This window comes from Crystallibacter permensis (assembly GCF_025960875.1).
GTDB classification, from domain to species: Bacteria; Actinomycetota; Actinomycetes; order Actinomycetales; family Micrococcaceae; genus Crystallibacter; species Crystallibacter permensis.
Genome location: NZ_JAODLR010000006.1, coordinates 161570 through 185322 on the forward strand (window position 1 = coordinate 161570; position 23753 = coordinate 185322).

At 64.5% G+C, this 23753-nt stretch carries 22 protein-coding genes; 9 read left to right on the plus strand and 13 right to left on the minus strand.

Annotated elements, in window-relative coordinates; all coding sequences use genetic code 11:
• Positions 1-4 precede the first annotated feature (4 nt).
• Together B0G38_RS09525 and B0G38_RS09530 are read right to left on the minus strand one after the other, a co-directional pair.
• Entirely contained in the window at positions 5-1294 is a 1290-nt protein-coding gene (locus tag B0G38_RS09525) for an AAA family ATPase (protein ID WP_264669216.1), read from the minus strand.
• A complete protein-coding gene (locus tag B0G38_RS09530) occupies positions 1291-1938 on the minus strand; it encodes an SAF domain-containing protein (RefSeq protein ID WP_264669217.1) in 648 nt (215 codons plus the stop codon). The genes B0G38_RS09525 and B0G38_RS09530 overlap by 4 nt, the downstream gene beginning before the upstream one ends.
• A gap of 266 nt (positions 1939-2204) precedes the next feature.
• Between B0G38_RS09530 and B0G38_RS09535 the strand changes: the two genes are divergently transcribed.
• Entirely contained in the window at positions 2205-2423 is a 219-nt protein-coding gene (locus B0G38_RS09535) for a helix-turn-helix domain-containing protein (protein ID WP_264669218.1), read from the plus strand.
• Between the two features lie 61 nt (positions 2424-2484).
• Here B0G38_RS09535 and B0G38_RS09540 read toward each other — a convergent pair whose 3' ends face one another.
• Positions 2485-3051 (minus strand): hypothetical protein, encoded by a 567-nt coding sequence (locus B0G38_RS09540; protein WP_264669219.1) that lies wholly within the window; start codon positions 3049-3051, stop codon positions 2485-2487.
• Between the two features lie 109 nt (positions 3052-3160).
• Between B0G38_RS09540 and B0G38_RS09545 the strand changes: the two genes are divergently transcribed.
• Both B0G38_RS09545 and B0G38_RS09550 read left to right on the plus strand, forming a co-directional pair.
• The gene (locus B0G38_RS09545; protein WP_264669220.1) at positions 3161-3949 is read left to right on the plus strand and encodes a LysM peptidoglycan-binding domain-containing protein; all 789 of its coding nucleotides are present in this window, start codon (positions 3161-3163) and stop codon (positions 3947-3949) included.
• A gap of 38 nt (positions 3950-3987) precedes the next feature.
• On the plus strand, positions 3988-4602 hold the full coding sequence (locus B0G38_RS09550) for an Rv3235 family protein (protein ID WP_264669221.1): 615 nt from the start codon (positions 3988-3990) through the stop codon (positions 4600-4602).
• Between the two features lie 18 nt (positions 4603-4620).
• Here B0G38_RS09550 and secA read toward each other — a convergent pair whose 3' ends face one another.
• The 7 genes from secA to mtrA form a co-directional block, all read right to left on the minus strand.
• Entirely contained in the window at positions 4621-7362 is a 2742-nt protein-coding gene (gene secA, locus B0G38_RS09555) for a preprotein translocase subunit SecA (RefSeq protein WP_264669222.1), read from the minus strand.
• A gap of 44 nt (positions 7363-7406) precedes the next feature.
• Positions 7407-8678, minus strand: a complete 1272-nt coding sequence (locus B0G38_RS09560; protein ID WP_264669223.1) for a winged helix-turn-helix domain-containing protein — start codon at positions 8676-8678, stop codon at positions 7407-7409.
• A 40-nt stretch (positions 8679-8718) separates the two neighbouring features.
• Positions 8719-9450: a ribosome hibernation-promoting factor, HPF/YfiA family gene (gene hpf, locus B0G38_RS09565; RefSeq protein WP_264669224.1), complete on the minus strand. Its 732-nt coding sequence runs from the start codon at positions 9448-9450 to the stop codon at positions 8719-8721.
• Between the two features lie 248 nt (positions 9451-9698).
• Positions 9699-10508: a ComF family protein gene (locus tag B0G38_RS09570; RefSeq protein ID WP_264669225.1), complete on the minus strand. Its 810-nt coding sequence runs from the start codon at positions 10506-10508 to the stop codon at positions 9699-9701.
• A 107-nt stretch (positions 10509-10615) separates the two neighbouring features.
• Positions 10616-12346: an LpqB family beta-propeller domain-containing protein gene (locus B0G38_RS09575; protein ID WP_264669226.1), complete on the minus strand. Its 1731-nt coding sequence runs from the start codon at positions 12344-12346 to the stop codon at positions 10616-10618.
• Entirely contained in the window at positions 12327-14030 is a 1704-nt protein-coding gene (mtrB, locus tag B0G38_RS09580) for an MtrAB system histidine kinase MtrB (RefSeq protein ID WP_413542050.1), read from the minus strand. Before mtrB ends, B0G38_RS09575 begins: the two co-directional genes overlap by 20 nt.
• Positions 14031-14708 (minus strand): MtrAB system response regulator MtrA, encoded by a 678-nt coding sequence (gene mtrA / locus B0G38_RS09585; protein WP_169994053.1) that lies wholly within the window; start codon positions 14706-14708, stop codon positions 14031-14033. It lies immediately after the preceding gene.
• Positions 14709-14950: 242 nt separating this feature from the next.
• On the opposite strand from mtrA, the gene B0G38_RS09590 reads away from it, so the two are divergent.
• Genes B0G38_RS09590 through B0G38_RS09615 form a run of 6 tightly spaced genes read left to right on the plus strand, consistent with a single transcriptional unit; the run spans position 14951 to position 21259 of the window.
• Positions 14951-16294, plus strand: a complete 1344-nt coding sequence (locus B0G38_RS09590; RefSeq protein ID WP_264669227.1) for a glycerophosphoryl diester phosphodiesterase membrane domain-containing protein — start codon at positions 14951-14953, stop codon at positions 16292-16294.
• Positions 16291-16995, plus strand: a complete 705-nt coding sequence (locus B0G38_RS09595; protein ID WP_264669228.1) for a DUF4129 domain-containing protein — start codon at positions 16291-16293, stop codon at positions 16993-16995. Before B0G38_RS09590 ends, B0G38_RS09595 begins: the two co-directional genes overlap by 4 nt.
• Positions 16992-18230 carry a DUF4350 domain-containing protein gene (locus B0G38_RS09600; RefSeq protein WP_264669229.1) on the plus strand — a complete coding sequence of 413 codons (1239 nt, stop codon included), beginning with the start codon at positions 16992-16994 and terminating at the stop codon, positions 18228-18230. The genes B0G38_RS09595 and B0G38_RS09600 overlap by 4 nt, the downstream gene beginning before the upstream one ends.
• The gene (locus B0G38_RS09605; RefSeq protein WP_264669230.1) at positions 18227-19291 is read left to right on the plus strand and encodes an AAA family ATPase; all 1065 of its coding nucleotides are present in this window, start codon (positions 18227-18229) and stop codon (positions 19289-19291) included. Before B0G38_RS09600 ends, B0G38_RS09605 begins: the two co-directional genes overlap by 4 nt.
• Before the next feature lie 15 nt (positions 19292-19306).
• Positions 19307-20599 (plus strand): DUF58 domain-containing protein, encoded by a 1293-nt coding sequence (locus tag B0G38_RS09610; RefSeq protein ID WP_264669231.1) that lies wholly within the window; start codon positions 19307-19309, stop codon positions 20597-20599.
• Positions 20600-20608: 9 nt separating this feature from the next.
• A complete protein-coding gene (locus B0G38_RS09615) occupies positions 20609-21259 on the plus strand; it encodes a DUF4166 domain-containing protein (RefSeq protein WP_264669232.1) in 651 nt (216 codons plus the stop codon).
• A 62-nt stretch (positions 21260-21321) separates the two neighbouring features.
• Here the strand turns inward: B0G38_RS09615 and B0G38_RS09620 are convergent, their stop codons facing one another.
• From B0G38_RS09620 to B0G38_RS09630, 3 genes are read right to left on the minus strand one after another with little or no spacing between them, the layout of a single operon-like run.
• A complete protein-coding gene (locus B0G38_RS09620; RefSeq protein ID WP_264669233.1) occupies positions 21322-22389 on the minus strand; it encodes a uroporphyrinogen decarboxylase/cobalamine-independent methonine synthase family protein in 1068 nt (355 codons plus the stop codon).
• Entirely contained in the window at positions 22386-22787 is a 402-nt protein-coding gene (locus B0G38_RS09625; protein WP_264669234.1) for a chorismate mutase, read from the minus strand. The genes B0G38_RS09620 and B0G38_RS09625 overlap by 4 nt, the downstream gene beginning before the upstream one ends.
• Before the next feature lie 9 nt (positions 22788-22796).
• The gene (locus B0G38_RS09630; RefSeq protein WP_264669235.1) at positions 22797-23738 is read right to left on the minus strand and encodes a CPBP family intramembrane glutamic endopeptidase; all 942 of its coding nucleotides are present in this window, start codon (positions 23736-23738) and stop codon (positions 22797-22799) included.
• Positions 23739-23753 lie beyond the last annotated feature (15 nt).

Sequence of the window (23753 nt, forward strand, 5' to 3'; positions counted from 1 at the left end):
AAAACTACACTTTGAGGCGCCTGCGTTTGCGCGAACCGTTGCGGCGGACAGGAAGGTCGCGGCCAGCGAGCAGCGCGATGGCGTGGCGCAGGGGTGAATCCGGGGCGCTTTCGAGAAGTACGGAGCCACTGAGCAATGCTGCGTCCGCGACCTCAAAGTCGGCCGGCAGGAATGACTGCACCTCTTTAACAGGCCCGAATCGCTCCCAGGAATGCCGGAGCTGGTCGACGGGTGCTGATCCAATCGATGATGCCCTCACCTTGTTCAGGACGACACGGGGCGCGGCGCTGGGAACGGCCTGTTCAATCTCTGCAAGCGCCCGGACCAGTCGGGGGACTCCAACGGCGTCGGCGGCGCCGACGGCAAAGATGGTATCGGCGAGTTCCAGGCAACGAAGGGTCGCGCCGTTCCGCCGCGGAGCCATCGTGTCGAAGCTGAGTTCTTCGTCAGCCTCGAGGCAGAAACCGCAATCGATAATGGTGTAGTCCGCGAGGGATCTCGCCAGTGCCACTACCGTGGCGACGGCTCCGGGCCGCAGTTCGGGCCACCGCTCGGCCCTCGTGATGCCTGTCAGTACCTGGAGGAGCGCCCCCTGTACCGCTACTTTGACGCTTACCCGTGCCAGGGCCGGTCCGTCCAAGATGCCCTGATCTGCCAGCCTGCAGGCCTGGGCCAGTGCGGCGGACTCGTCCATCAGGCCGAGATATGCCGCTACGCTCGCAGAATAGGTGTCGGCATCGATCAGTAGCGTCGTCTTGCCCGATGCCGCATATTCTGCCGCCAGATTCACCGCGACCGTCGTTCGGCCGGGCGCGCCGGCAGGTCCCCAGACAGCGATCACCTGACCGTCGGCCGATAGTTCGGCGGGGTCGTTGTCCGGGATCCCGACCGGCAACAACGCATGCGCCGGGTCGGCATAACTTCCCGCCATCTGGGTGCCTGTTTCGGGAAGGTTCGCTACGGCTTCGGCGATAAGGTCGGCCAGCTGCAAAGGCTCTATCAGGACCGTTCCTTGGGCAATCCCCAGTGCATCGAATCGGCGGCGCTCCCCTTCATCGTCTGTGAGCACGACGACGGCAACTTGTGAGCTGTGAAGCCGCTCCAGAACGCTGATGCCAAGCTCCGATGTGTCGCCGGCAACGATTGCGGCACGGGCGAGCCCCGTCTGGCAGGCTGCAATCAGTTCAGCGAGGGCACTGCATCTGCGCACGACAGTAACAGGACCGTGCAGTCGTTCCAACCCGCCAACGAAGTCAGTAAACGTATCGCCGTAGGTAATAACGGGGATACTCATGAACCACTACCCGGGTTCAGGACCACGTTGATCCGTGCACCGTTGGACAGGGCATTAAGCAAGCCCGGCATTTTTTCATCGGTGACCAGTACATGCAGCTGTTCTATCTGCGTCGTCCCCAGGGCAGGTCCTGTCTCCGTAAGCTGGGAAATTTCGGCACTTTCCAAGAGCCGTTCGGGCGGATTGAAGCCGTTTCTGCCGTCGGGCATGGCGACCCAAACGTCTACCCTGGCCCCAGCGGTAGCGCCCTCGGGAAGCGCACTGTCGATGGTCAACGCAACCGGTTTCCGGTCCAAAGCGTCGGCTGTGCCCAGGCTCGCCCCCGGGATCAGCTCACCCTTGCGTATGAAGGCTGTCGCGACCGCATTCTCAGGAAGGCCGGTTTCCGCACTGAGATAAGCGTGCTCGACGTCGCCTAGTCTGACGTTCACAACGGAGAGATCGTCCGAAGTTATTTGCTGGCCTACGCTGATATCCTCCCCTGCCGCGTACGTTTCAACCGTCTTGTCCGCATTGCCCAGCAACGCGGTCACTGAAGCGACTGAAACCAGAACCAGCAGGATACCGATGAGCAGCCGCGGGTCCTTCCATGATGGCTTCTTCAATCGTGCTGCGGGAACAGCAAGGTCAGTAACAGCGCTCAAGGTACTCCCCCTGTTGGAATAGCAAATGCACCGAAGACAAATCCTCTGATCTGCTGAGACATTCGGCTGACATCGCGGGCTCCGACCATTCTTATGGAGACGGCTTGAAAAACAAACCTCCAGATTGCTAATGCCACCTATTGTGGATAAAAATCTGTCATCCTGCGCCAGTCCACAGCATCTTGCGGCAGATCGCGTCAAAGTGCATCAACCGATGCCATAATGAACTTGACCCCTGCACAACAACTGCCGTCGAGGAGGACCTGATGCCTCGGTTTCTGACTTTGACCGATGTCGCCGAAATACTTCAGATATCGTCTTCCCAGGCCTACGCACTAGTGCGCAGCGGTGAGCTGCCTGCCATCCAGATTGGCGGCCGTGGCCAGTGGCGCGTGGAACAGCTGATGCTGGACCAGTACATCGACAATAAGTACGCAGAGACTCGTCGTCTGGTAGAAGAAGCCAGATTAGGAAAGAACAGCTAGGAATTCCTGCCTTTGCGCTGAACGGGAGTGGAACCAGCGCTCCGAATTAGGCTGGGCCGATTCAATCTCCTGCGCGGCTTGAGGTCAGGGCCCCAATCGCAGTAAATGGGACGGCATAAACAGTCCGCACGTTACCGGCTCGCCGTGCCTCGCCTGAAGGAACAGCCGCAAGCTCCAAAAAATCACTGCCAACGCGATCGATCATGCCATTGACGGTCCTGCCCGTCGAGCCCGACGCCAGATGCAGTACGACGTCGGCTCGGTCCCGTGCCAGCGCGCGCAGCGCCGAGCCCATGCCGAGCCGCTTCGCCGCGGATGACTTCTCAACTGACGCGCTACGGGTTAGCCCTTCCAATAGCTGAATGGCCGCCAGCGGCACGAGAATGCTCCTGCCTCGTTCGTTAAGGACCAGCCAGCTGGACCCAACGTGCGCCAAGGCCCCGGTGAACTGCAGTCCGCCGGATACTGTCAGCCGGATCCCCGAACCGAGTTGCCCCCGCAACCGGTCCCCTAGCGATGTCTCGGCTTGGTTCAGCCGCGCAATCTCGTTGGCCTCGGACTCAAGCCCCCGCTGGCCGGCGGCATGCAGTTGCGCTTCCATGTCGGCAAACAACGAGTCCCATCGCACTGCTCCAGCCTAGAAGCAGCATCAAAGAGGGTCAAACTGCGCCAAAGGGGTTTACAGTGCCGCGCTCTGATGTCATCATCATGAGTCATAGCAGGTTCAAGAGCATCAAATGAAGCCAAACGACATCAAACAGAACAATCTTAGCGTGGAGCGTGACATGAAGAAGATGGGAACGGACACAGTCGTCACCGTGATGATTCCGCTCTGCGGCACCGCGCTGCTGTGGTCGGGAGGGCGCATTAGCTTCGACGACGAGGGAATATGGCGTCCCTTGCTCTTGCACACTTATCCGGAATTGCTAGCTTCCGGCGCGGCGCTCATTGGCTTGGCGATTGTCGCTTGGTGGCTGGTTGGCATCGTCTGCGCTGTCGTCGGCGCCGTGCTTGAGCGTGCCGGACATGCCAGCCTCGCGGCTGTTTCCTTTTCCTGCAGCCCCGCATTCATGAAGCGGCTCGCTACTGCCGTTATCGGACTCAACGTCCTGGCCGCACCGGTGGTGGCCAATGCTGCGGCTCCGGTAACGGGCACGGACACCGTATCCCAGTCGGCGGCACTCCAGAACAGTGCAGTTTCCCCATACTTCCGGATGGCCCCAGCCTCGGCCTCAGCAGGTGAATCCCGATCGGTCAGCCCTTTGTGGAAGCCGACTGCACCTCCGGTGTCGCCGGGCCTCATTGCCAGGCCGATCAGCCAGACGAACGAGGAAAGCCGGGCCGTGACTGTGGGACACGGAGACACGCTGTGGGATATCGCCGCCAAGGATCTGGGCAAGTTTGCCACCGACACCGAGATAGCGGCCCATTGGCCTAGATGGTATTCCGCCAACAAGGATGTCATCGGGCCGGATCCGGCCGTACTTCTGCCCGGACAAGTCCTTCTAGCCCCCGCCAACCGTTGAACTCGCAATCGCACCGTCAGATGAGGAAAGGCCATGCCATGAACAACGTCTCCCCTTTGCGGCAGGATAAGCCGGAACACTCGGACCGTGAGCTAACCGAGGTACAGGCGCTTGCGCCTGCCAGCGGAGCACCTCGGCCGCTCACGGTCCGCCCTGTGAGGTCGCCGGACCCGGAGGATTACTTCGCACCCGTTATCCGGCTGCAGCCACGCAGTCCTTCGAAGCCGGCTGACCAGGCAACGGATCGGGCGCCGGGCGGGCCGGTAGCAGAGCAAACCCACGGGACGGACGCCCAGGAACTGCGGCAGGTAACTGCTACCGCGAGATCCGTGGCTCAGGCCGCGATGGAAGCGATCGGTGGCACCCGTCCCGTCCAGCAGCTGGCTCGCTGGCTTGATCCTGTCTGCTACGAAAAGGTCGCCCGGCGCGCAGGACTGGTCAGGGAACGGCAGGACCGCCGCGCTGCCGCTGGACAAACCGTCCTACGGCTCCACCGCAGTGCCACCATCCGTTCCTCCCGCGTGTGCCAGGTCTCGGACAGCGCCTACGAAGCATCGCTGGTGATCGCCGAAGCATCCAGAGTCCGCGCCGTGGCGCTGCGCCTTGAATTCAGGCGCGGACTCTGGAAGGTCGCCGCGTTGGAAATCGGGTGACGACAGGTCAGGAGCGATTTACTTCCGTCGACGTTTGGCGTCCTTTGCTGCCTTTCCGCCTTCGGAAGCTTGAGTCTGGCTACCCGGCTTGCCCGAGTTCTGCCGCTCGACCCGGGTCACTGCTTCGCCGGTAACAGTGGGAGCTGTGAACTGCAGAGACGCCGGCCGCTGAGGCGCCTCCAGACCTGCTGCGGTTATTTCCGGTGCCCGCACTGCGCTGCGGCCATCCGTTACACCGGGAAGACCTGTCGGAGCAGGTTCTTTGACCTTGACTTCAAGGTTGAACAGATACCCAATGCTCTCTTCGCGGATGGCTTCCATCATCGCCTGGAACATGATGAAACCTTCACGCTGGTATTCCACCAGAGGATCGCGCTGTGCCATCGCGCGGAGGCCGATACCTTCCTTGAGATAGTCCATCTCATAGAGGTGTTCCTGCCACTTCCTGCCGATCACGGACAGTACGACCCGGCGCTCCAGCTCGCGCATGGTTGCGGCTCCAAGAGCCTCTTCACGCTGAGCGTATGCGACCTTGGCATCCGAAACGATTTCTTCGCGGAGGAAGTCTGCCGTGATTTTGGACTTGCCGCCGGCTTCCTCGACCACTTCGTCGATGGTCAACTGGATCGGGTACAGCTGCTTGAGGTTCGTCCAGAGCTGCTCGTAGTCCCAGTCATCGCCGTGACCTTCCTGGGTCGCCTCATCCACCATGGCCGTGATGACGTCTTCGAGGAAGAACGCGACCTTCTCATGCAGGTCATCGCCTTCGAGAATGCGGCGCCTGTCGCCGTAGATTGCCTCGCGCTGGCGGTTCAACACGTCGTCGTACTTCAACACGTTCTTGCGTTGCTCAGCGTTGCGTCCCTCGACCTGGCCCTGGGCATTTTCGATTGCCTTGGAGACCATCTTGGATTCCAGCGCAACATCGTCAGGCATACGGGACGAATTCATGATGCGTTCGGCTGCACCGGAGTTGAACAGGCGCATCAGGTCATCCGTCAGTGAGAGGTAGAAGCGCGACTCGCCGGGATCGCCCTGGCGTCCGGAACGTCCCCGCAACTGGTTATCGATCCGGCGCGACTCGTGGCGCTCGGTACCGAGCACGTAGAGTCCGCCTAGCTCCTTGACCTCGTCATGTTCCGCTTTCACAGCCTTCTGCGCGGCCTCAAACGCCGCAGGCCAGGCCGCTTCGTACTCTTCGGGGTTTTCCGCAGGGTCAAGTCCGCGCTTCTCCAATTCGGCCACCGCGTTGAATTCCGCGTTGCCGCCAAGCATGATGTCCGTACCACGGCCGGCCATGTTCGTTGCTACCGTGACCGCACCCTTGCGCCCGGCCTGGGCGACGATGGCGGCTTCACGCGCATGGTTCTTGGCGTTCAGCACCTCATGGCGTACCCCCTGTTTCGCCAGTTGCTTGGACAGGTACTCGCTCTTTTCAACGCTCGTGGTACCGACGAGGACCGGCTGTCCCTTTTCGTGGCGCTCGGCAATGTCCTTGACGACGGCGTCGAACTTGGCCAGTTCGTTCTTGTAGATCAGATCTGCTTGATCAGCACGGGCCATCGGTTTGTTCGTAGGAATGGGAACGACGCCGAGCTTGTAGGTGCTCATGAATTCGGCGGCCTCGGTTTCGGCCGTACCCGTCATGCCCGACAGCTTGTCGTAGAGCCGGAAGTAATTCTGCAGCGTGACCGTGGCCATCGTCTGGTTCTCGGCCTTGATCTCCACACCCTCTTTAGCCTCGATGGCCTGGTGCATACCCTCGTTATAGCGGCGGCCGGCGAGAATTCGGCCCGTGTGTTCGTCGACAATGAGGACTTCGCCGTTCAGGATGACGTAGTCCTTGTCGCGTTTGAACAGTTCCTTGGCCTTGATGGCGTTGTTGAGGAACCCGATCAAAGGAGTATTGGCCGACTCGTAGAGGTTGTCGATGCCGAGGTAGTCCTCGACCTTTTCGATGCCGGATTCCAGCACACCGACGGTACGCTTCTTTTCATCGACTTCGTAGTCGTCCTCAACGTTCAGCCGCTTCACCACGCGGGCGAACTCTGTGTACCAGCGGTTTACGTCCCCCGCGGCCTGCCCGGAGATGATCAGCGGGGTACGGGCCTCGTCGATCAGGATCGAGTCCACTTCGTCAACGATTGCGAAATGGTGCCCTCGCTGGACCAGTTCGTCCTTGCTCCAGGCCATGTTGTCGCGGAGGTAGTCGAAGCCGAACTCGTTGTTGGTTCCATAGGTGATGTCGCCGTTGTACTGTTCGCGGCGGACGGAGGGGTTCTGGTTGGACAGGATGCAGCCGCTGGTCAGCCCGAGGAAGCGATAGACACGGCCCATCAGGTCGGACTGGTATTCGGCCAGGTAGTCGTTGACCGTGATCACATGGACGCCATTGCCGGTCAAGGCATTCAGATAGGCAGGAGCTGTCGCGACCAAGGTCTTGCCTTCACCGGTTTTCATCTCGGCGATATTGCCCAGATGAAGCGCAGCGCCGCCCATGAGCTGGACATCGAAGTGGCGCAGGCCCAATGTGCGGCTGGACGCCTCCCTAACGGCGGCAAACGCTTCGGGCAAGAGATCATCGAGATGCTCGCCGTCCTGGTAACGCTGTTTCAGAGTGTCAGTCTCGCCGCGAAGCTCAGCATCCGAGAGGGCTTTGAAGTCTTCTTCGAGAATGTTGATCGCGTCAGCATAGTTGCGAAGCCTCTTCAGCGTCTTCTTGTCGCCGGTTCTTAGGACTCGCTCGAGAATCGATGGCACTACATTGCTCCCAGTCGTTTGCACAGAATTCTGGCTTCATCAGTCTACGGGAGAGACGTATCAACCTCTGCTTTGGTTCCCGCAGGGCGGACAAGTGAACTTCGGCGGTGGACCGCCAGCAGATTTGTAAGCGGCCCAGCCAAATCCCCGCGGTCCTCGACCCGGACGCCCTCCAGACCAAGCCAGCGCGACATCAGCTCCAATTCGGCAGCAAGTTCGACGGCGGTATCAGCAGGTGCATCCGCCTCGCTGAACGCGCCCTTGACTAACAGTAGGCCGGCCGACCGGTCTGCCTTGAGGTCCACCCTGGCACACAAGGACTCCCGCAGCAGGAACGGCAGGACGTAGTACCCGTAGCGCCGCTGCGCGGCAGGGGTATAAATCTCGATCCGGTAGTGGAAGTGGAAAAGGCGTTCCAGCCGGCGCCGTTCGAAGACCAGCGAGTCGAAAGGCCCGAGCAAAGCGCGGCCTCTCGCCGTACGAGGACGGAGCGCCCCGGTGTGCAGATAGTGCGGTCCCTGCCATCCGTCGACAGATACTTCTTCCATTTTGCCTTCGGCCAGGAGCTGCTGCAGGGCCGCTGCGGCCGGCTGAACCGGAATCCGGAAGTAATCGGCGAAGCATTTGAGCGTACCGATGCCATGGGCTCTTGCGGCGGCATCCATCAACCGAACCATCGCGTCGTGTTTCTCAGGTCGTGTAGCGGGATCGATGCCCTTGGGCATCACTTTCCCGGTCAAAGCGTAGAGCCGCTCGAACTGGGCGTTTCTGCCAGCAGCGCTGATGTCACCGCGCTCGAACAGGTCTTCAAGCACGCGTTTGGCCGCGTTCCAGTTCCACCCCCACTGGGTTGTGGAACGGATTTCGGCATGACCAATCCGTTCGGCAACGGCTCGGGCGGTCAAGGGACGCGACGAGGCGAGAGCCTGCATGATCCGCTCCGACAGGTCATCCCGTGTTTCCGGGTCCATGGCAGAGGCGCCAACCCACTTTCGTTTCTGCCACACGCGCAGGTCGTTGAAATGGTCCGGCCGGATGTAGCTGGCTTCGTGCGCCCAGTACTCAACCATGCGTCTCGGAGCCTTGCCCGCAAAGCGATGCAGGATTTCGACGTCGTAATTACCCAACCGGGAGAACAAGGGCAGGTAATGGGCCCGGGTCAGCACGTTCACTGAGTCGATCTGCATCAGTTGCAGCCGGTCAAAAGTGCGGCCCACCGTTCTTGCCGAAACAAGACCGGTGGGCCGCTCCTTGTGGAGGGACTGTGCAGCGAGCGCAATGCGCCGGGCCTGGCGGAGACTTAGGGGTGCAGCCATCCACCTATCCTAGGCACCGGATTGCGCCGGGCCGCAGGTTCTAGGCGTTTGCGCCTTCTGCTGCCCTGTACGCCAGAAGCTCTTCCTTCGCGGTGGATTCCTCTTTGCAATCGGCGTCCAGCGAAATCACGCCGTAGGTCCAGCCACGGCGCCGGTAGACCACACTCGGCGAGTTGGTCGCGGAATCGATGAACAAGTAGAAGTCGTGCCCGACGAGTTCCATGTTGTCGACGGCGTCGTCGAGAGTCATCGGCGGGGCCGGAAAGACCTTCCGGCGGATGAGGACCGGCGAATCACCGGCAGGAATATCATTCTCTATTTCATAGGCGTTGGATTCGTCCGTCTGCGCCGACGGAGTGGAGCCATTCAAGTTTGCCTCCGACGTCTCGACATGCAGCGGCTTGGTAGTGCTAGCAGGCTCAAGCGACGCGGTCGCTTCGTGGACTGCCTTGGGGTTGTGGCGTCCGTGATGGACCTTGCGGCGGTCACGGGCCCTGCGAAGGCGTTCCATGAGCTTGCCGTAGGCCAGATCGAAGGCGGCGAATTTGTCGGCTGCAGAGGCTTCCGCACGAACTACGGGGCCACGGCCGAGCACTGTGAGTTCGACGGTCATGGAGCTGTCCGCCTGACGAGCGTTGAGTTCCTTCGTGATTTTGGCATCCAAGCGCTGGACCTTGTCGCCCAGCTGCTCTATTTTGGAGATCTTCTCTTCGGCGTATTCCCGGAACCGGTCGGAGACCGAGAGGTTGCGGCCGTTGATATTGAATTCCATGGTGCCCTCCATAACTGCTTTAGATGACACAACAGCGACTGAAGAAAATTTCTCCTCCCAGTCGCTGAAGACGGGTTCTCGTCCTTTTTGCGGAGCCCATACTTCACGTTAAGGCAACGTCATCCTTTATTCACCCCCTCCCCCGCGGAATTTTCCCAAAAGGCCGCAGATTGTTGTCTTCTGCCTTGCAATGGCGCGGATCCGCGCCCATTACGCCTGCGGCTGATTCCGGTTCGTGTCGCGATATTTCAGGCCGTTCCAGAGGGCGCGGTTGTCGCGGCCACAACCACGCCTGCATCGACCACTGCGCCTGCCTCCTGCAGGACCCTCGTCAACTCGGCCAGGGTCGCTCCGGTTGTGAGCACGTCGTCGACCAGAATGCAGTGATGGTTCTGCAGGGACGCGGAGTACCGCTGCTTGATCCGCATGGACGAGGAGACGTTGCTGCGCCGGCCGGATTTGCCCAGCGACTTCTGCGAAGCTGCCGGCAGGATGCCTTTCGCCAATCCGGCCATACCGGACCGGACGCAGGCCGCGCGCAGCACGGACAATTCAGGCGGCAGGAGTTTCTGCCGTTCCAGCCGGCGCAGCAGCAGGTCCAACGGGTCGTAGCCGCGCCGTCTGCGCGAACTGGAGCGGGAGGGCACCGGAACCAGAAAAACTCCTGGACGGCCGCCGTCGATGTGCGCCGCGGCGTGGACAGCGGCTGCGAGCGCCGGGGCCAGCACGTGCAAAAGGTCCGTCCGGCCTTGGTTTTTGTAGGCCAGAATCGCTTGGGACAGCTCGTGCCGGTAGCGGCCGGCAGCCATGACCGGCAGAACCCAGGTCAGGTCCGTCCCTACGAAGGGCAACGACTCGGCTCCGTCCTCGGCACGGTAGGGCCGCACGGTCGCCCTGCGCAGCCTGCTTCGGCAGGGCGGACACAGCGTGTGGTCCTCGGCCCCGCAGCTGACGCAATCGGTAGGCAGCACAAGGTGTCCGAACTCCGCGGTCCACCGCAGCACCCGCTGTACTGCGGAGTGGAAGTACACAGCATCAAACACGGTGGGGAACCACATGCTTCCAGCCTCGCGCACCCTTGACAGCCCGGCAACGCCCGTGCGCCGCTTGTGGACAACGAGCCACTCCCTGCCGAACGGACAGCCCTATTGGACTGCCTGGCGGCTTATCCCGGGAACGAGGGGTCAATCACCAGCGGCGGCGGCTGCGGCGCCCAGCTGTTGCCGACCCGGATATACAGCGCTTCCTCCGTCTGAGCATAAACGTCCTGGTCTCCGTTGCCGGCACTGATGTCCAGCATTCCGGTCAGCGGCGCCATCTGCTGCGAGCCGCCGTCGAGCCTTAAAATTTCGGTTTCCACCGGCTCGTCCGCCGATGACTGCATGACGATCACCGTTGATTCGTTGGCCCACACTCCTGAATCCGCGGGGACCGAGGCGTCCAGCTCGATCGGCGTGCTGATGCTGCGCGGCTGTCCATTCTGGTCCCGGACCACGCCGGCAACGTAGACCTTGGACTCGTCCCCTTCACGAGCGATGACCAGGGCACGTGCTCCTTCCCGCGAGATCCGCAGTTCCTCGATGGTCCGCTCGGAGAACCATTGGGCGGTGACGTCGACCCGCGTTCGCGCCTCATCAGGGGCGATGGCATACACCGCCCCGCTTTGGTCGCCGGCGGCAGTCCAGGTCCAGCCGAACGGATCTACGCTGGGGGCCGTCAACTGTGTTCCGGCCACCGCCTGATGCGCAGTCCTGTCCGCGCCAATAACGTACATCCGGTTGCGCTCCGCGTTCAGGAATCCGAAGTGCTCCTGGTCCAGGGACATGGCCGGATCACGGGGGTTGAGTTCTGCGACGGCGGGCAGGTTCTGCGGCTCGACGGGACGGGAACCTTCGTAGAACGTCAGCTCGTTGTCCAGCACGCCGATCTGGAGGCTGCCGACCGCGGGATTGGTCACGGCGGCCTGGAAGGCAGGATCCGGGGACGGCCCAAGATCGACTTCGCGCTGGTCCACGGTCATGTGCACGGTGCTGACCGTGTTCAGTCCGCCCAGCGTCAGCTCCAGCTGCTGCTGCATCTGCTGTCGGCGCAGGAAGGTGGTGCCGGTCAGGACTTCGGCGGACAGGTCCACCGTGGCCGCCCCGCTTTCCACCGGCACCGAGCGCCTGACCAGCGTGGATCCCTCGGGGAAAGCGCTGATCACCGCGCCGCTGAGGTACGGGGCCGGCCCTTCCAGCAGCGAGGAGACAATCGCCGCCGATACCCCCTGGCGGCTGGCGTACCAGCGCACATCGGGTACCGCGTAAGTATAGGTAGCGTCGTAGAAGTAGAGGTTATAGGCGGAGAACAGCGTCTGGAAATCGACGTTGGAGACCATCGTCCCGTCCGGGATCTTGGAGATCCGCCATTGCCCGTCCACCTCGGTCAGCACCACCGGCACCGACTCCGTGGCGCCCTCCGCCGCGGGCTCACGGATCCCGTGTTCGTCGATGACCGAGGCCACTTCGAGCTGCACAACAAATTCGGTGTCTGTGGGAGAGCCGACGACGTTCGCCGCATTCCGGTAGACAACTGTGCGCTCCACCGGCTGCCATTCGCCCGCCAGCGACGGTGCCAGGAATTCGCGCGCCGTGCGGTAGTCGTCCTGGGCGGCGGTCCCCGCGAGCAGGAAGCCCTCAACGATGGCCTTCGGATTCGCGCCCTTGACAGGTCCCGGCGGAGTGAACGTGTACTCGGCTGCCTGGGTCTGGGGCTCTTCGCCCTGGCTGGTTCCCACCGGCCCCGACATCGGAATCGAGGAACAGGCGCTGAGCATGACCAAAGCGGTAAGAAGTACGACGACGGCGCGCAGCAGTGCACCCGGCCCGCCGTTGCGCTTACCCAACGTCCGTTGCATGGTGTTCCCCCTCCATCGTGACCTGCACATCCTGCCGTTCCGGTGCGGAGATTTCCGCGGGCCCGCCATGGGCCTCTGCGGGCGGCAGCGGCAGCGGCGACCGCGTCAGCACTGTGTCCCGCCGCCGCGGCAACGTCAGCCGGAAGCAGGATCCTTTCCCGGGTTGGCCCCAGGCCTGCAGCCAGCCGCCATGCAGCCTGGCATCCTCGGTCGCGATGGACAGCCCGAGCCCGCTGCCGCCGGTGGTCCGTGCCCTGGCCGGATCGGCCCGCCAGAACCTGTCGAAAACCCGGGAGGCTTCCATCGGGGTCATCCCGATGCCGTGGTCGCGCACCTCAACGGCAACGGCATCCTCGGAGGAAGCCACAATCACTTCCACCGGCTGCCCCTCGCCGTGCTCCAGGGCGTTGACAAGCAAGTTGCGCAGGATCCGGTCGATGCGGCGAGGATCCATCTCCACGACACAGCTGGTTTCGGCGGAGACCAGCTCAAGGTCCGAACCGGAGTTCTCCGCCAATGGCTGGGCACCTTCCATGGCGTGGCGGACGACGTCGAAAATTTCGGTTGGCTCTGCTTCCAGCACCGCCACGCCGGCATCGAAACGGGAGATCTCCAGCAGGTCCGCCAGGAGCGCCTGGAACCGCTCCACCTGGTGGTAGAGCAGTTCGGCAGAGCGGGAATTGATCGCGTCGAAGTCGGAGCGGGCGTCGTAGAGGACCTCGGCTGCCATCCGCACCGTGGTCAGCGGGGTCCGCAGTTCGTGGGAAACGTCGGAAACGAACCGCTGCTGCATTTCCGACAGCGTGGCGAGCTGGGTGATCTGTTCCTGCAGGCTGGCCGCCATCCGGTTAAATGACTCGCCGAGCCGCGCCAGTTCGTCCTCGCCACGCACCTCCACCCGTTCCTGCAGTTGACCCGCCGCCAGCTTCTCGGCCGCGATGGCGGTCTGGCTCACGGGATGCACCACAGCGCGCGTCAGCAGCCAGACGATCCCACCGGTGAGTATCAGCAGCAGGCCTCCGCCGATCCAGAGGATGCCGTGGATGAAGTCCAGAGTCTGCTGGACTGCGGACAGGTCGTAGATCAGATAGAGCGCGTAGGTGTTGCCCGGCGGCAACGACACCTGGGTGCCGAACGCGATTGCCGGTACATCGTGGTCTCCCCGGGGCAGTGCCATGGGCTGGCGGTACTGCCCGGTCCCGCTGGCGACTGCCTGGCTGAGCCCTTCAGGAATGATGCTCGCGGTAATGCTGGTGTTTGACCGGCTGGCAACGTAGAGGTTCTGCGCGTCCTTCATGGGGGTCAGCAGGTAGTAGCGTGGCGTGCCGCCGCCGGTGCTCTCGAGCAACTTCAGGGTGTCCGCCACCATGCTGGTGACAGTGGCCCGGTCGCTGGCTGCGGAGCTTTCGAAAATACCCTTCACCCGGTTCAGTTCCTGCCGGGACTCCGCTTCCGCCTGTTGCAGCCGGTCCTGGTAAAGGCCCGAGGCAATCTGGCTGGAGAGGAAGGCGCCCACGCCAAGAAACGCAAAGGCGGTCAGCAGGACGGTTGCCGTCACCGTACGGAACTGCAGCGAGCGCCGCCACCTGGCCGCTATCTTGTCGCGGCCAGCCAGAACGGCGCGCCAATACGGGGCGGCTGCCGCCTTCAGCCCCGATAACCACCGCGTGAGCGCGGGATTCAACTAACCTTGGCCAGCCTTGTATCCCACGCCGCGGACGGTCAGGACCACCTCGGGCGCTTCCGGATCCCGCTCGATCTTGGAACGCAACCGCTGGACATGGACGTTGACCAACCGGGTGTCTGCGGCATGGCGGTAGCCCCAGACCTGCTCCAGGAGAAGTTCGCGGGTAAATACCTGCCAGGGTTTACGCGCCAGCGCAACCAACAGGTCGAATTCCAGCGGCGTCAGCGAAATCTTCTCGTCACCGCGATGCACCACGTGGCCTGCCACATCAATAACGACGTCGGCAATCCGCAAGGTTTCCGGCGCGCGTTGGTCTCCGGGCCGCAGGCGGGCACGCACGCGGGCAACGAGTTCGGCAGGCTTGAAGGGTTTGGGCACATAATCGTCGGCACCGGATTCCAGTCCGCGGACGACGTCCGAGGTGTCGGATTTTGCCGTCAGCATGACAATAGGCACGTCGGACTCGCCGCGGATCAGCCGGCAGACTTCAATGCCGTCCATACCGGGCAGCATGAGGTCCAGGAGCACAAGGTCCGGCTTGGAACTGCGGAAAACCTCCACCGCTTGGCTTCCGTCCGCGCAGAACACCGGATCGAATCCGTCATTGCGCAGGACAATGCCGATCATTTCGGACAAAGCCTCATCATCGTCTACGACAAGTATGCGTGCCTTCATATCTCCATATTCCCCTATTGGCCCTTGCCATGTCGCGTCGGGCACAGTGCGGTACAGCGCTACATTCCCTCCCGGTGACCCTTCGGCCGAGTGCTGAGTGAAGTTGGGAGACGGAAACTATAGGCTGTTGTGAGGCTAGCACTTCGTACGGCCGGTAAGCCTGCCGGCCGACACGCCACGACGACGGCACTTCGGCTCTCGCCGTGCGTTCCGGGTGGTCAACAAGCGACAAGGGGAACTCCATGGCTCAGGGATCAGACGGCGCCGCGCAGCAGCCGGAGCAGCCGGCCCCGGGGCCGTCCCAGCAGCCGGGCCCTTGGGGACAGAGCCAGCCCGGCCGGCCCCAGTGGGGCCAGCAACCCCAGTGGGGTCAGCAGAGTCCTTACGGTCCGGGCGGTCCGCCACATTACGGGCAGCCCGCCGGCTGGCAGACTCCGCCGAATCCGTACGGCGGCCACAACGGTTATGTGGCTCCGCCGAAACCAGGGGTCATTCCGCTGCGCCCCCTCGGCGTGGGCGAGATCCTGGACGGCGCCTTCCAGGCGGCCCGCAAGAACGCGGCTGCTGTCTTCGGCACGGCCGTCCTGTTCCAGATCGGCATCAGTATCCTGGCCTGGCTCGCCGGCAGCCTGATCATTTCCCTGCTGGGCGGGCTCCAGGTCATGACCAATGAAGAACTGTCGGACGAATCGGCCATCGCGCTGGTGCTGTCCCTGGCGACCTCCTCGTTGGTGCTGGGGCTGCTTTCCAGCGTAGGGATCCTGCTGCTGCAAGGCTTGCTGGCCATTCCGACCGCCCGCGCTACGGTCAACCAGAAAACGAGCTTCGGCCTGATGTGGTCACTGGCACGAGGCCGGATCTGGGCTCTCATCGGCATGGGCCTGTTGTACCTGGTCCTGACCGTAGTGGCGCTGGTGGCCGTCATTGCAGGCTCGTTCTTCCTCGCCGACCAGCTCGGAGTGACCTCGGTATGGATCATCGTCGGGATCATTCTGGCGCTGACGTTCCTGAGTATCTGGATCGGCGTCAAGCTGATGCTGGCTCCCGCCGTCGTCGTTATGGAGCGCAAGGGCATCTTCGGCGCTTTCGTCCGGTCCTGGCAGCTGACCAACCGCAGCTGGTGGCGGACCTTCGGCATCGTGCTGCTGTGCACCATCATTGTCGGCGTCATCACCTCGATCATCAGCATGCCGATCTCCTTCCTTCTCGGCTTGGCCGGCCCGGCCATGGGAGACCCGTCCGACCCGGAAGCCATGCTGACCGCGATGGGCCCCCTGACGCTGGTGTCCATGCTGGTTTCCTCCCTGTTCTCCGCGATCGGCTACGCCTTCCAGGCAGCGGTCATCGCCTTGGTCTACACCGACCTGCGGATCCGCCGCGAGGGATTCGACGTTGTCCTGCTGCGTGAACATGAGCAGGCCGCGGGCCGCGAAACCCGGACCATCCCCGGCCTCGGCTCCGGCCCCGGAAACGCCGCAAGCTTGGATGCCTCCGGACCCTTCGGCCCGGCCGGCCCGTCCGGCCAGCCTGGCCAGCCCGGCCAGCCCGGTCCGTCCGGGTATCCCGGCAGTCCCGGAGCGCCGTGATCGCCGGCTATTTATCGGTTCCGCCGGTTTTCGCGCTACTTCCGGCTCCGGCCGCCGTCCCTCCGGTGACTCCGGGAGAGGACGAAGCGCGCGAACTGCTTATCCGTGAGCTGGCCAAGGAGCCGTACCAGGAGGCCAGACCAGGCCTGCTCGAGCGGATGCTTACCGCCGTCTCCGATTGGTTTACCGATCTCATCGAGTCCCTGGAGGGAGTGAACCCGAACCTGGGGACGGCGCTGATCGTCCTGGCGGCAGTCCTGGTCATCGGCGCCGCCATCTGGCTGGTCCGGCCGCGGCTGAATGCCCGCAAACGCGGCGCCGCCGAGGTTTTCGACGGCGCTGCCCGGCTCTCTGCTGCCGAACACCGCCAGCGGGCAGCAGCTGCCGCGGCCAGCCAGGAGTGGAACACGGCCGTCGCCGAGGAATTCCGCGCGCTGGTCCGGGCGATGGAGGAACGCGTCATCCTGCAGCCCCAGCCCGGCCAGACGGCAGACGAAGCCGCTGCCAGCATCGCGCCGGCTTTTCCCGGGCACGCTGCGGAAGTCCGCCGCAGCGCAGCGCTGTTCGACGGCGTGCGCTACGGCAACGTCCCGGCATCGGAGCAGGACTACAACGCGGTGCACAGTCTATTCGGTGCCCTTGCAGGTACCAGTCCCGTGTTCGGCCCGCGCGCACCGTCGGATCTGGCGGTGCCGCGATGAGCCAGGCAACGGCCGCGCGCGCATCGGCAGACATCGGGGAGGCCAGCGGCGAGCAGACCGCGTGGTCGGTGGCGAGGCAACGGCTGCGCCGGTGGAGTTTCTGGCTGCTGCTGGGCGTGCTGCTCATCGCCGCTGTCCTCGTCCAACTGCTGCGCTCGCCTCCCGCCGACCGCGAGGACCTCTCCCCCGCCAACCCTGCCCCGAATGGCGCCATGGCGGTGGCCGAAGTACTGCGGCAGCAGGGCGTTGAGGTGATCGCCACGGATTCGCTGGACGAGACGCTCGGCGCTTTGGAGGACGGCGGCACCCTGCTGTTCCACGATGCCAACAACTATCTGGAACCGGAGCAGCTGGCCCGGCTGTCCGACCATGGAGGGCCCACGGTCCTGGTCCGGCCCGGATTCCAGCAACTGCAGGAACTGGCGCCGGAGGTCACTGCGGCCGGGCGGGTTCCGGAGGAGGGCGGCCCGTTGGCTGCGGAATGCATGGCCAACGACGACGGCGGGGGCAGTCCGGCGCCGGACGCACAGGATTCCGTTACGCAGCCTGCCGGGAGCATCAGTCGCGGTGGCCTGGGCTACCGCGGACCCGTCATGTGCTTTCCGTTCGAGACCGGGGCCGAGCCTGCGGCCTCCTATGTCACTTCGGCGGACGGCGGAACGGTGGTGCTTGGCGCCGGCCATGTCCTGAGCAATGAGGAAATCGTCGACCGGGGGAATGCCGCCCTGGCACTGAACACCCTGGGCAGTGCCGACCGGCTCGTCTGGTACCGGCCTTCGCTGTCGGACCTCGCCGTACCGGACGAGCCGCAAAGCCCGCTGGCGCTGTTGCCGGCCTGGGTCACCCCCGTCACGCTGTGGCTGCTGGCCGTGGGTGTGCTCGCCATGCTGTGGCGGGGACGGCGCCTGGGCAAGCTGATCCAGGAGCCGCTGCCCGTCGTCGTACCCGCCGCGGAAACCGCCGCCGGCCGAGCCCGGCTGTACCAGGACTCCAAGTCCATCCGGCGCGCAGCCGCGAACCTGCGTGCGGCAACCCTGACCCGGCTGGCTGCGAAGCTGCGCCTGGGCGCCGGAAGTAGTGCGGCCGCCGTCGTCGATGCCGTGGCCCGGCACAGCAACCGGCCCGCCGTCGAGCTGGACCGGTTGCTGCGGACCTACATTCCCGAAAGCGAATCCCAGCTGGTGGACTGGGCACAGACCCTGCACTCCCTAGAGAAAGAGATCCTGGACCAATGAGCGACTATCCGCAGCAGGCAGCCGATTCCATGGCGGGCACCGCGGCGCGGCGATCCACCTCGGCAGATGGACCTACGGCGCCACACTCTCCGACTGGTCCGGGCACCTCCGACGACCGCCTCCGCCAGGCGCTGCTGGATGTGCGCAGCGAGGTAGCCAAGGCGGTGGTCGGCCAGGACGCCACAGTTACCGGACTGCTCATAGCCCTGCTTTCCCACGGCCACGTCCTGCTGGAGGGCGTTCCGGGTGTGGCGAAAACACTGTTGATCCGCACCTTGTCCGCCGCGCTGAGCCTGGATACCAAACGCATCCAGTTCACCCCGGACCTGATGCCCGGCGACGTGACCGGCTCGCTGATCTACGACGCGCACACAGCCGAATTCACCTTCCGCCACGGCCCGGTCTTCACCAACATCCTGCTGGCCGACGAGATCAACCGGACGCCGCCGAAGACCCAGGCTTCCCTCCTGGAGGCGATGGAAGAGCGCCAGGTGTCCGTGGACGGCGTGGCCCGGAAGCTGCCCCAACCGTTCATTGTCGCCGCCACGCAGAACCCCATCGAGTACGAAGGCACGTATCCGCTGCCCGAGGCACAACTGGACCGGTTCCTGCTGAAAATGACCATGAACCTGCCGGACCGTGACGCCGAGATCGAAATCATCCGCCGCCACAGCATGGGCTTCGACCCCCGCGATCTGCAGGCCGCCGGCGTACGGCCCGTTGCCTCCGTCGAGGACCTGGCCCAGGCCCGTGCCGCCGTCGCGCGGGTCAGCATCTCCGCGGAAGTGCTCGGCTACATCGTCGACATCACCCGCGCCACCCGTTCCGCCCCGAGCTTTCAGCTGGGAGTTTCGCCGCGTGGTGCTACCGCCTTGCTCAATACGGCTAAAGCCTGGGCCTGGCTCTCCGGCCGCAGCTACGTCACACCGGACGATGTGAAGGCCCTCACATTGCCGGCCCTGCGGCACCGCGTCGGGCTGCGCCCCGAAGCCCAGATGGATGGGGTGCAGGTCGATGATGTGCTGCACAGCATCCTGGCCACCGTTCCGGTTCCCCGCTGACGTGATGGGGCTCCAATGGCGCTGACCGGACGGTTCATTCTGCTGGCACTGGCCGGCATTTTCCCGCTGATCCTGTTCCCCACCGGACAGACGGCCCTGTGGTGGTGCCTGTTTCTGGCCGTGCTGCTGGCGGCCGATATAGGTTTGGCCGGCTCGCCGCGGAAGGTCGGTCTGGAACGCCGGATACCCTCGAGCGTCCGCCTGACAGAAGAATGCACCGCGGAACTGCTGCTGACCAACCATGGGACCCGCCAGCTGAAAGCGGTCCTGCGGGACGGCTGGCAGCCTTCCGCCGGTGCCGTAAACCCGGTGCAGCGGATCACCATTCCGGCGGGCGAGCGGCGGTTGCTTGCGGTCCGGCTCCGTCCCGAACGGCGCGGCGATCTGCTGGCGCACCATGTAGCCGTCCGGTCGCTGGGGCCGCTGGGCCTGGCCGCCCGGCAGCTCTCCGTGCCCGCCCCCGCCCGGCTGCGCGTGCTCCCGCCCTTCCACGCCAAACGGCACCTGCCCTCGAAACTGCGCAAGCTGCGTGAGCTCGACGGCAAGGCCGCGGTCCAGATCCGGGGTGCCGGGACCGAGTTCGATTCCCTGCGCGACTACGTCCGAGGCGACGACGTCCGTTCGATCGACTGGCGCGCCACCGCCAGGCGGCAGGCCGTCGTCGTACGCACTTGGCGTCCGGAACGCGACCGCCGCGTGGTGATCGTGCTGGACACCTCCCGCACCGCGGCGGCCAGGATCGACAACGAACCCAGGCTGGACACCGGCATCGAAGCGTCCCTGCTGCTGGCGGCACTGGCCGAGCGGGGCGGTGACCGCGTGGATTTCGTCGCGTTCGACCGCAGGGCCCGCGCGACGGTCAGGTCGGCGTCCAAGGGGAACCTGCTTAATCAGTTGGTCAACGCGATGGCCACGGTGGAGCCGGAGCTCATCGAAGCGGACTGGTCGCAGATCCCCGCGCAGGTCCACAACATTTCCTCCCACCGATCGCTGGTGGTGCTGCTGACGTCCCTGGATTCGGGCTCGGCCGAGGAGTCTCTGCTGCCGATGCTGGCCCAGCTAACCGCCAAGCACGTGGTGGTGGTTGCCTCCGTCCGGGATCCGCTGCTGGATGCGCTGCGGGCTGAGCGCGGCACCGCCACCGATGTCTTCCGGGCAGCCGCCGCGGAACGGGCGCTCCTGGACAGGGCCGCCATCACCCAGCAGATCAAGCAGCTCGGGGCCGAAGTGGTGGACGCCGATCCGCACCAGCTGCCGCCGCAGCTGGCCGATACGTACATCCGGCTCAAAGCCGCCGGCCGGCTTTAGGGAACCCGGATGGTTTCGGTCTACCAGCTGGCCATGGGCAAGGACTTCGCACTGCTGCAACCCGAACTGCAGGAGTATTTCAGCTTGGCGGCGGGATCCGGCCCGGCCGCTGCCGGCGGTCCCGCCGTTGGTCTCGGCACCGGGATTTTCGACGTCGCCGGCTGTCCGCGCCCTGTGCTCCGTCCGCTCCTGCGGCTCGCCGGCCGGGACCATGCGCTCTTCCCGGAATACCAGCGGGACGTGCCTTTCAGCATTGAAAACCGCGCCCATCTGGATGCATCCGGCTGGCCAGCCCTGACCGCCGTCCGGACCATCGACTTCGACGGCGGCACTCGCACCATGCAGGACACGACGGTGTGGGAGGACGCGGCCGGGCTGACGGACGTGCTGGGTCGCAGCGGCACGGTGCGGACCGACCTGGCTTGCTCGGTGGGAGCAGACGGACGGATGCGGCTGGTCTCCCGCCGGACCAGTTTTGGCGCCGGCAGGATCCGGCTGGGCCTGCCGCGGCTGCTGGAAGCCGCCGCCTTCACCGAGCAATGGTGGGACCGCTCCGAAGACTGCTTCCGGATCCGCACCAAGGTACTGCAACGCCAAATGGGCACCGTGCTTGAATACCAGGGATCGTTCTCCTACCGGATGGTGCCATCCCAGGGCTGACCGCCCGGTCCGCGAGGCGGTCCGGGCGTCAGGCCGGATGCCGGGCAGTTGGCCGGCCGGAGCTATCCTTCGGCGACAATCTGGTTCAGTGCATCCACGCTTTGGCTTAGCCGCGTCAGGATCCGGCGGGCCGCCTCAGGCGACTGGCCGGCCAGTCCGGTTGACGGCGTGAGCCGGAGCTGGGGCAGCCTTGACAGCGGAAGCCCGAGCTGCCGCCAGGGCCGCAGGACGGAATCCACGATGGCGGTGACGCGCGGAGGCTCTTGGACGGGACGGCCGACCTGCACCGCCCCCAGCCAGATGCCCTTGTCCGCTTCGGCCGCTGCTGCCAGCGCCTCCCATTGGACGGTGGTCAAACCCTCAAGCGCAACGGCGACGCCGTCCATGCCGCCGTCCAGGACCAGATCGAACGGAGCATCCGCCCCGGGCAGCGCCACGACTACTTGCCGGGCACCGGCGGCGTGCAGCGACTCCACCAGCTGGCGCCACTGCGCACTCACCTCGTGTTCGGGAACAGCCCGCAGGGTGCGGTAGCCGCTGGCAGTCGGAATGGCTCCGGCCAGGACCTGTGCGATCTCCGGCTCTTCCACCTGGATGATGATGTCCGCGCCGGGCACCGCCGTGCGGACCCGCTGCAGATGTTCGACGACGCCGGCCGCCAGGGACTCGGCAATGTCACGGCGCGCACCGCTGTCCAGCAAGGCCCGTTCGCCGTTGTGCAGATAGAGATTGGCTGCCATGGAGAGCGGTCCGCGGAACTGCAGTTTCAACTGTGAACCCGGATCCTCTTCCGCGCCGGCAACGTCTGCAAGCACGTTGACATCGGTGCTCAGCGCAGACGCCGCCCGGCGGTGGTCCAGCCCCGGTCGGTCAACCAGACGCCAGCCGTGGGGCTGGAGGTCTACGGCCAGTTCCAGCAGCATGGCTGCGGTACGGCCCACCGGGTCGGAGCCGACACCCCTGTCCGGCAGTTCTACCAGATGCGGCAGGTTGGGCTCCCCCAGCTCGCCGCGGATGGTCCGTGCCGCCTCCGTCGGGTCAGTGCCCGGCCAGCTGCCCAGCCCGGTCGCGGTGACGGACAGTGCGGTTTGCTCCGGTGCAGCCGGAGGTGCTTCTCGTGGGCTGGTCATACTCCGGCTGACTCGTCCTGGTCAGCGTCGCGGCTTGTGGAGCCGTTGTGTTCGTTGGAAATGGCCTGGTGGTGCCTGATGACCTCGGAAATGATGAAGTTCAGGAATTTCTCGGCAAAAGCCGGGTCGAGGTGCGCCTCCTCTGCCAGGCGCCGCAGCCTGGTGATCTGGGCAGCCTCCCGGTCCGGGTCTGCCGCCGGCAGCTTGTAGCGCGCTTTGAGATATCCCACCCGCTGCGTGGCCTTGAACCGCTCCGCCAGGAGGTACACGAGCGTCGCATCGATGTTGTCGATACTGCCCCGCACTGACAACAGTTCCGCCATGATCTCAGGGGCAACCTCTCCGGACAAGGAGCTGGCCGACGGATCGAAATCTTCAGCAAGGCGTGGTTCAGTCATGCGTCCAGTCTAGGGTTTCGCCGTCGGGCTTTGCGTCCTCTGGACTCTGTATGAAGCCGCCGGGCGGAACTGGCCGGCAAGCCCCAGGGCCATGATCAGCAGCAGCGGCAGGATCCAGCCTGACCAGCCCAGCACGCCGGCGTGGAAGGTGGAGAATCCGGTGCCGGCCATCACGAAGACAAACATCAGCCCGGCGGACGCGTTGAGGGCGCCGTGGGCCAGCGCCGCCGGCCAGACCGAATCCGAGCGCAGCCGCAGCCAGGCAAAAACACCGCCGAACACAATGCACATGCCGCACATGGCCAGGACGCCCAGCCAGCCGGGTCCGTCCGGGTAGTTGTAGCCGAGCAGGATCAGCGGGGCATGCCACAACCCCCATACGACGCCGGAAACCACGATCGCGGCCGGCGCACCGAGCGGCATCAGCCGCGGCAGCAACCAGCCGCGCCAGCCGAGCTCTTCGCCGAGGGCCGGAACCGTGTTGATGATGGTCCCGATGAACATATTGATGAACTGCGCGGCCACCAGGACGCCGATGGGGATGGCCGGCAGCGGTGCGCCGACAGCCTCGGTCTGCTCGCGGAGGGCAGCTTCGAATCCGGAGAAGTTCTGGAAGTCAGCCGGGTAAACGCCCAGCCAGGCCCCTATGGTCAGTGCCCCCATGACAAGGACAACCGGGACCACCAGGCCCAGGCCGAGGTAGAGCAGGAAGCGTCCCACCGGGCGCACATGGACAAGTCCGAGTTCCCGCGGAATCGACGCGGGCCGGTCCACGAAACGGCTGACGATCAGGGCGGCGACCGCCGGCGTGAACATCATCAGTACCGCATAAACCCCGAAAAGCGGGTCCCGCAGACCGCCGCCAAGCCACAGCGGCAACGCCGCCAGCCACGCGAGCGCGTACGCGAGCACAATGAAGACGATAACGGGACGCCATTTAACCGCTGCCATAAGGCCAGCGTAATA